This window comes from Paraburkholderia sp. Ac-20347 (assembly GCF_017104805.1).
Taxonomy (GTDB): Bacteria; Pseudomonadota; Gammaproteobacteria; order Burkholderiales; family Burkholderiaceae; genus Paraburkholderia; species Paraburkholderia tropica.
Genome location: NZ_JAAGPN010000359.1, coordinates 1 through 6351, shown reverse-complemented (window position 1 = coordinate 6351; position 6351 = coordinate 1). Strand labels below are relative to the sequence as shown.

Below are 6351 nucleotides of genomic sequence, written 5' to 3'. Positions count from 1 at the left end.
GCGCCGCGCAAAGCGATGCCGGAAGTAGCGCAGACGAAGGCGCCGACAACGCCGCCGATCAACCGGCGCAACCCGGCACGAGCGGCGAATGACGAGCCGCCGCGAGTTCCTCGTGCGCTGGGCGGCTGCGAGCGCGACGCTGCTTGCCGCCGCGCTCGCGCAGTCCGCGCACGCACTCATGCCGACTCAGGCCGCGCCCGATCCCGACGCGCTCACGCCCGAGCAGTCGGCGGTGTTTCGCGCGTGGTTCGTGCGCATCGTCGATCAGCAGATGCGCAGCGGCCCCACGCCGCGCTGGACGCAACGCGATTGCGCGGGACTCGTGCGCTTTGCTGCCATGGAAGCGCTGCGCGAACACGACGCGCGCTGGCTCAAGGCCAACGGCATGAACAGCGCCGCCGACGCGAGCCGCTTGCCGCCCGAACTGCAATTGAACGCGCAGCAACGCGCGCTCGCGAACCGCTGGACGCGCATCGACGGCAGCGTCGGCGCGTACGCATCGGCCATCGCGCTCGTGCAACGCAACAGCCGCTTCGTTTCGCGCGACGTCAATCAGGCGCTGCCGGGCGATCTGCTGTTCTTCGATCAAGGCGACGACCAGCATCTGATGATCTGGCTCGACCGCTACATCGCTTATCACACGGGCACCGTTACGCCGACCGACAGCGGTCTGCGCGCCGTGGCCGTTTCCGACCTGATGCAATGGAAAGATTCCCGCTGGCAGCCGTTCGACGGCAATCCGAATTTCGTCGGTGTGTTTCGTTTCGCGTTTCTGACGCCATGAGTGCCGCCATGCAACGTCTGCTCGCCCGCGTGTTCGCACGCTCTGTTTTTTCCGTATTGCTCGCCGTGTGTGTCGGCATGAGCGCGATGCCCGCCTGGGCCGACGACAGCGATGGCGCGAACGCCGCGCAGCAGAATATCGATGCGAATCCTACGCTCGGCGCACCGACGTCCAGCGGCTACGACAGCCAGGTCGTGCGCGGCCAGCCGTTCTTCCTGCTGTCCGATGCGAGCTACGGCAGCAATCAGGAGGCGCAGGTGCGTCTGGAAGCGCCGGGCCGCGAATTCCAGTCGGAACTCGAAGCGTATGGCGGCGCGGACGTCGTCGTCTACAAGGTGCCGAAGCCGCTCGAATTCCTCAAGGCGCAGAAGAATCTGCATCGCCTGAATATCAAGCCGAATTACCAGGGCGAAGGTCTCGCGAACACGCTCGCGTATCTGTGGGATCGCTGGGTCAGCGACGCGCGCCGTGCATGGCAACGTGTGTTGTCGTTCGCGACGCGCACGAAGGTGACCGAAGCGAAGCCCGAATTCAAGCTCGGCGATCAGACCGGCGCACCGACGCATTTCGAACCGCAGTCGCATTTCGCGCCGCTGCGCGGCTACGATCTCGTCGCGCGCTTCCGCTATCCGATCTGGAACGCGAAGACCATTCAGCCGCCGAAGGGCGTGAATCTCGCGGGGAGCAGCAGCAATTTTATCGAGGCGTCGTCGGGCAACGTGATGATTCCGGTCGGCAAGCTGCCGCCGGGCCTTTATCTCGTCGAGGCGATCATCGGCAATTACCGCGCGCATACGCTGCTGTTCGTGTCCGATACGGTGGCCGTCGTGAAGGCCGCGTCGAGCGGCATGCTGGTGTGGACCGCGCGCCGCGACAACGGCAAGCCCGTGGCCAATACCGATGTGAGCTGGACCGACGGCGTGGGCGTGCTGCAAAGCGGCGCAACGGGCGCGGACGGCGCGCTCGTGCTCCAGCACGTTTCGCCGGAGCGCAGCTATGTGATCGGCAGCGATCCGCAAGGCGGCGTGTTCGTATCGGAAAACTTCTATTACGACAGCGAGATCTACAACACCAAGATCTACGCGGTCACCGACCGTCCGCTTTATCGCCCCGGCGACGCGGTGCATGTGAAGTTCATCGGCCGCACGTTCCAGAGCGCGAATCAGTCGACGCCCGCCGCGCCCGCGCAACTCAAGCTCGACGTGCTCGATCCGAACGGCGCGCCGATTGCCACGCGCAACGTCGACTTCGCCTCGGAAACGGGCGGCGAGGCCACGTTCACGCTGCCGTCCACGGCGCAAGGCGGCGGCTACACGCTGCGCTTCGACTACAACGGCGACAGCTATGGCGGCGCGTTCCGCGTGGCTGAATACGTGAAGCCGCACTTCGACGTCAACCTCACGATGGACAAGCCGGACTACGCGACCGGCGACACGCCCAAGGGCAAGATTTCGCTGCGCTATCCGGATGGCAAGCCGGTGAAGAACGGCAAGGTGTCGGTGACGCTGCGCGCGCAGAAAGTCGCGATCGTCGATGGCGAATTGCGTTACGCCGGTCTCTTTCCGGTGAAGCTCGAACAGCAGGAACTGGAAACCGACAGCAATGGCGACGTCACGCTCACGCTGCCCGCTGCGAAAGACCCGAGCCGTTACGCGCTCACGCTGTTCGCGCAGGACGGCGCCGCGTATCGCGTGCGCGTGACGCGCGAAGTGCTGATCGCGCGCGGCGCGACGCCTTATCGCCTGACCACGGCGAAGTCGTTTTCGCAGCCGCACGAGCGGGTGACGTTCACGCTTGCGGCGCTCGCGAATTCCAGCACAAGCACGACCGCGACGAACGCGAATGCCAACGCCACCGCGCACAAGCCCGCGAAGTGGGAATGGCTGCGCCTCGAATCGCAGACCAAAGCGCAAGGCTCGCTGCCCGCCGCGGGCGCCGATGGCCGCGTGAGCTTCCCGCTCGAATTCGCCGAGCCTGGTTCGTACATGCTCTCCGTGAAGGACGACGCCGGCAATCTGCTCGCGGCGTCGAGCCATTGGGTCGCGGGCGATGGCCTCAAGGCGATTCCGGGCAGCGTCGAGATCGTGTTCGATCGCGACCGCTATCGCATCGGCGATACGGCCGAGGCGCTCATCACGTTCCCGTACGCCGTCGACGACGCATTGCTCACGCTCGAACGTGACAGCGTCGAAGCGCGCGCGCTGCTTTCGGCCGGCGCGGATTGGCTGAGCCTCACGCGCGTCGCGCCGACGCAATGGAAGGCGCGCATCAAGGTCGGTCCCGAGTTCGCGCCGAACATGACGTTCTCGGTGCTCTACGTGCACGACGGCGAATACGTGTTCCAGAACGCAGGCATCGTGGTTGCCAAGCCGTCGATCGACCTCGCGGTGAAGAGCGACAAACCGGTCTACGCGCCGGGCGAAACCGTCACGCTCGATCTCGGCAGCACGCTGGGCGGCAAGCCGCTGCCCGCGCATCTGACCGTGAGCGTGGTCGACGAAATGGTCTACGTGCTGCAGCCGGAAATCGCGCCGGATATTGTCGACTTCTTCTATCATCCGCGCCGCAACAACGTGCGCACGACCTCGAGTCTCTCGTTCATCACCTACGACCTCGCGGTGTCGGCGATGCGCGGCGCGCCTGGCGGTCCGCAGCGCGGTCAGTACAACGAGCGCGGCGTGAAGGTGCTCGAACGCCCGCGTCGCGACGACATCGACACGGCCGCGTGGCAGGGCGATCTGCAAACCGATGCGAACGGTCACGCACGCATGACGTTCAAGATGCCCGACGCGCTCGCGCGCTGGCGCATCACCGTGCGCGCGATTGCCGCCGACGGCACCGTGGGACAGCGCACCGCGTACGTGCGCTCGGACAAGGCGCTCTATCTGAAGTGGAGCGGCCCCGCGAGTTTCCGCAGCGGCGATCAGCCGGTGATCGACATGCTCGCGTTCAATCAGGGCAACGCCGACGTCGACGCGCAATGGACCGTGAACGGCGCGGGTCTCGCGCTCGATCGCAAGGTCACGCTCAAGCCTGGCGCGAACTATCTGGCGCTGCCGCGCACGACGCTCACGCCGGGTCTCGTCGATGCGAGCCTGAGCGTGAACGGCAAGCCGGTCGATCGCCTGCAGACCTCGGTGAAGCTCGGTGCGCCGGGTTGGCTCGATCTGCGCGAGGTGCCGGTCACGCTCGACACGAATCCGAAACCGCTCGCGCTCGCGCCGGACGCGCAGGACGTGCGCGTGCGTCTCGTCTCGAACGGCACGAGCCAGTTCGCGCGCGTCGCCGACGACCTCATCGACTATCCGTACGGTTGCGCCGAACAAACGTCGAGTCGCCTGATTCCGCTCGCGCTTGCACACGATGCGCTCGGTCGCGACGCCGATGCGGCGAGTCCGCAGAGCGCCACGCAGGGCATCGAAGCGCGTCTGCGCAATCAACGTCAGCGTCTCGCGCAACTCGCGGGCATCAACGGCGCGTTCGGCTGGTGGGGCGATACTACGGGCGGCAGCGCGTTCATCACGGCGTATGCGTATTACGCGGATTGGCTCGCAAGCCGCAGTGTCGGCATCACGCTGCCGGACAGCAACTGGCAGCACGCGCTCGACGTCTATCGCGACAACGGCGCGAAGGAGCCGCTGCTGCATCGCGCGCTCGCGCTCTGGCTGTTGCAGCAGATGGGCCAGCCGGTCGCGACGCCGGTCGCGGGCGTGGCGGGTCAGCTTGCGCAACAGACCTCGTCGATGTTCGATCAGGATGCCAAACAATCGGCGAGCGTCGCCTATGCGCCCGAAGACAGTCTCGTGTTCGCCGCGCCCGATTCGGCGCGCGGCCTGCAGGCGGCCGTGGTTTTGACGGCTTACACGGCACGCGTCACCAACGCGAGCTTGCCCGAAGGTTTCGACACGCTCGCCGCGCGCGCCCGCGCCTCGTTGATGGACAACCCGACGCCGCTGATCCAGAGTCTGCTGGCGATGGCCGGCGACGCGGGCACGCCGGTCGACGCGAACGCCGTACTTCAGCGCAGCAGCGCGAACTATCCGACCGTCGATCGCGCGCTCACGCTGCTGTGGCTGCGCAAGGCGATGGCCGGCTCGCGCGTCGGCGACACGCAGCAGCCGTTGCCGACGCTGCAAGGCAGCGACTGGACCCGCGCGACCACGCCGACGGGCGCGAGCGTCTGGAACTGGACGGGCGCGGCGCTGCCGGTTTCGCTCGATGTCGGCGGCGCGCGGCCGGACGCGACGGCGCTGGTTTCGTATCGCAGCCGCGCGGCGCAGGCGAGCCGCTTGCCGGTGAAGCTCGAACGCACGCTGTATCGACTCGATCCGATCAAGCCGACGAGCGACGCTGAGAAAGAAGCAGGTCACTTCACGTTCGCCGCGCATCGCGTGAAATCCGGCGACGCGATCGACAGCAACGCGCTCTACGTCGACGAAGTCACGCTCACGCCGCAAGGCAACGGCGCGCTGAATTACGGTCTGCTCGACGTGCCGCTGCCGCCGGGCGGTTCGGTGGAAGCGACGAGCTGGGGTGTGAGCATCGACGGTCTGCCGGGTCCGGGCGAGGGCGGCAGCGGTCCGCAGCCGTTCGCACGCGCGGCGAGCTACGAAATGGGCGATCTCAGTTATCACCAGCCGGTGCCGTTGCTCGACAAGCCGGTCGCGCTGCGTCAGCTCGTGCGCTTCGCGTTGCCGGGCACGTTCACGCTGCCGCCCGCGCGCTACTTCCGCATGTATCAGCCCGAACAGAAGGCGTACGAAGGCGGCCGCAGCGACCGTATGGTCACGCTGCGCGTCGAGTGAGGCGTCAGGTGAAAGCGCGTATCGTCGGCTGGAGCGCGGCAGTCGCGCTCACGCTTGCGGCCTGTGCGCCGCAAGCGGCGCTGGCTGCGAACGTTGCGAATGCATCGAACGCCGAGAGCAAGGCAAGCGATGCGAAGTCGACAACGACGGCGAGCACGACGGCGAGCACACGCGCATCGGCGCTGCGTTTCGCATGGCAGCGCGACGGCACAGGCACGCGCCTGTGGACGCTCGATCCCGCCAGCGACACCGCCGCGCAAGGCTCTGGCGAACCGCTGCCGGCCACGCTCGAAACGCCGCTCGGCAGCGTCTGGAAACTGTTCGTCTACGCCTATCTCGTCGACCGCCAGATCGCCGCGCCCGATTACCAGTGCGACGGCCATGACCGCGAAGAAGTCTACTGCTGCATGACCGGCGGCCACATCGACCGCGATCGCGCGCTCGTGCAATCGTGCGGACTGTTCTTCGAGCCGCATCGTCTCGAACTCGATCCGGCGGGCTGGCGCCAGTACTGGCGCGCGCGCAAGGCGCCCGCGTGGCTGCTCGATCTTTACGCGCTGCGGCCCGAACGCCGCGTGCGCGTCAGCGAACTGCTCGCCGCGCTCCAGGCCGTGCCCGCGCGAGCGCGCGACGACACGGCGAGCACGCTCGTCTCGGTGGTGACGAGCGGACGCGGCGAAGGCACGGTCTCGCTCTACGGCAGCCTGCTGCGCGCGAAAACCTGGACGATGCCCGATCCGGCGAATCCGGGCGGCTACGAAA

General features: G+C 67.0%; 3 protein-coding genes. All 3 read left to right on the top strand.

Going from position 1 to position 6351, the window contains the following annotated elements; translation table 11 throughout:
- The first annotated feature begins 88 nt into the window (after positions 1-88).
- Positions 89-784 carry a DUF1175 family protein gene (locus G3N97_RS35250; RefSeq protein WP_205997456.1) on the top strand — a complete coding sequence of 232 codons (696 nt, stop codon included), beginning with the start codon at positions 89-91 and terminating at the stop codon, positions 782-784.
- 8 nt (positions 785-792) lie between these two features.
- A complete protein-coding gene (locus G3N97_RS35245; protein WP_241031031.1) occupies positions 793-5589 on the top strand; it encodes an alpha-2-macroglobulin in 4797 nt (1598 codons plus the stop codon).
- Between the two features lie 182 nt (positions 5590-5771).
- Positions 5772-6351 (top strand): DUF2300 domain-containing protein (locus G3N97_RS35240; RefSeq protein WP_241031032.1); only part of this gene is annotated, 580 nt, incomplete at its 3' end.

Excerpts from the sequence above, each read along its gene's own strand:
- G3N97_RS35250 (WP_205997456.1), top strand. The coding sequence starts at position 89 with ATGACGAGCCGCCGCGAGTTCCTCGTGCGCTGGGCGGCTGCGAGCGCG.
- G3N97_RS35245 (WP_241031031.1), top strand. The coding sequence starts at position 793 with ATGCAACGTCTGCTCGCCCGCGTGTTCGCACGCTCTGTTTTTTCCGTA.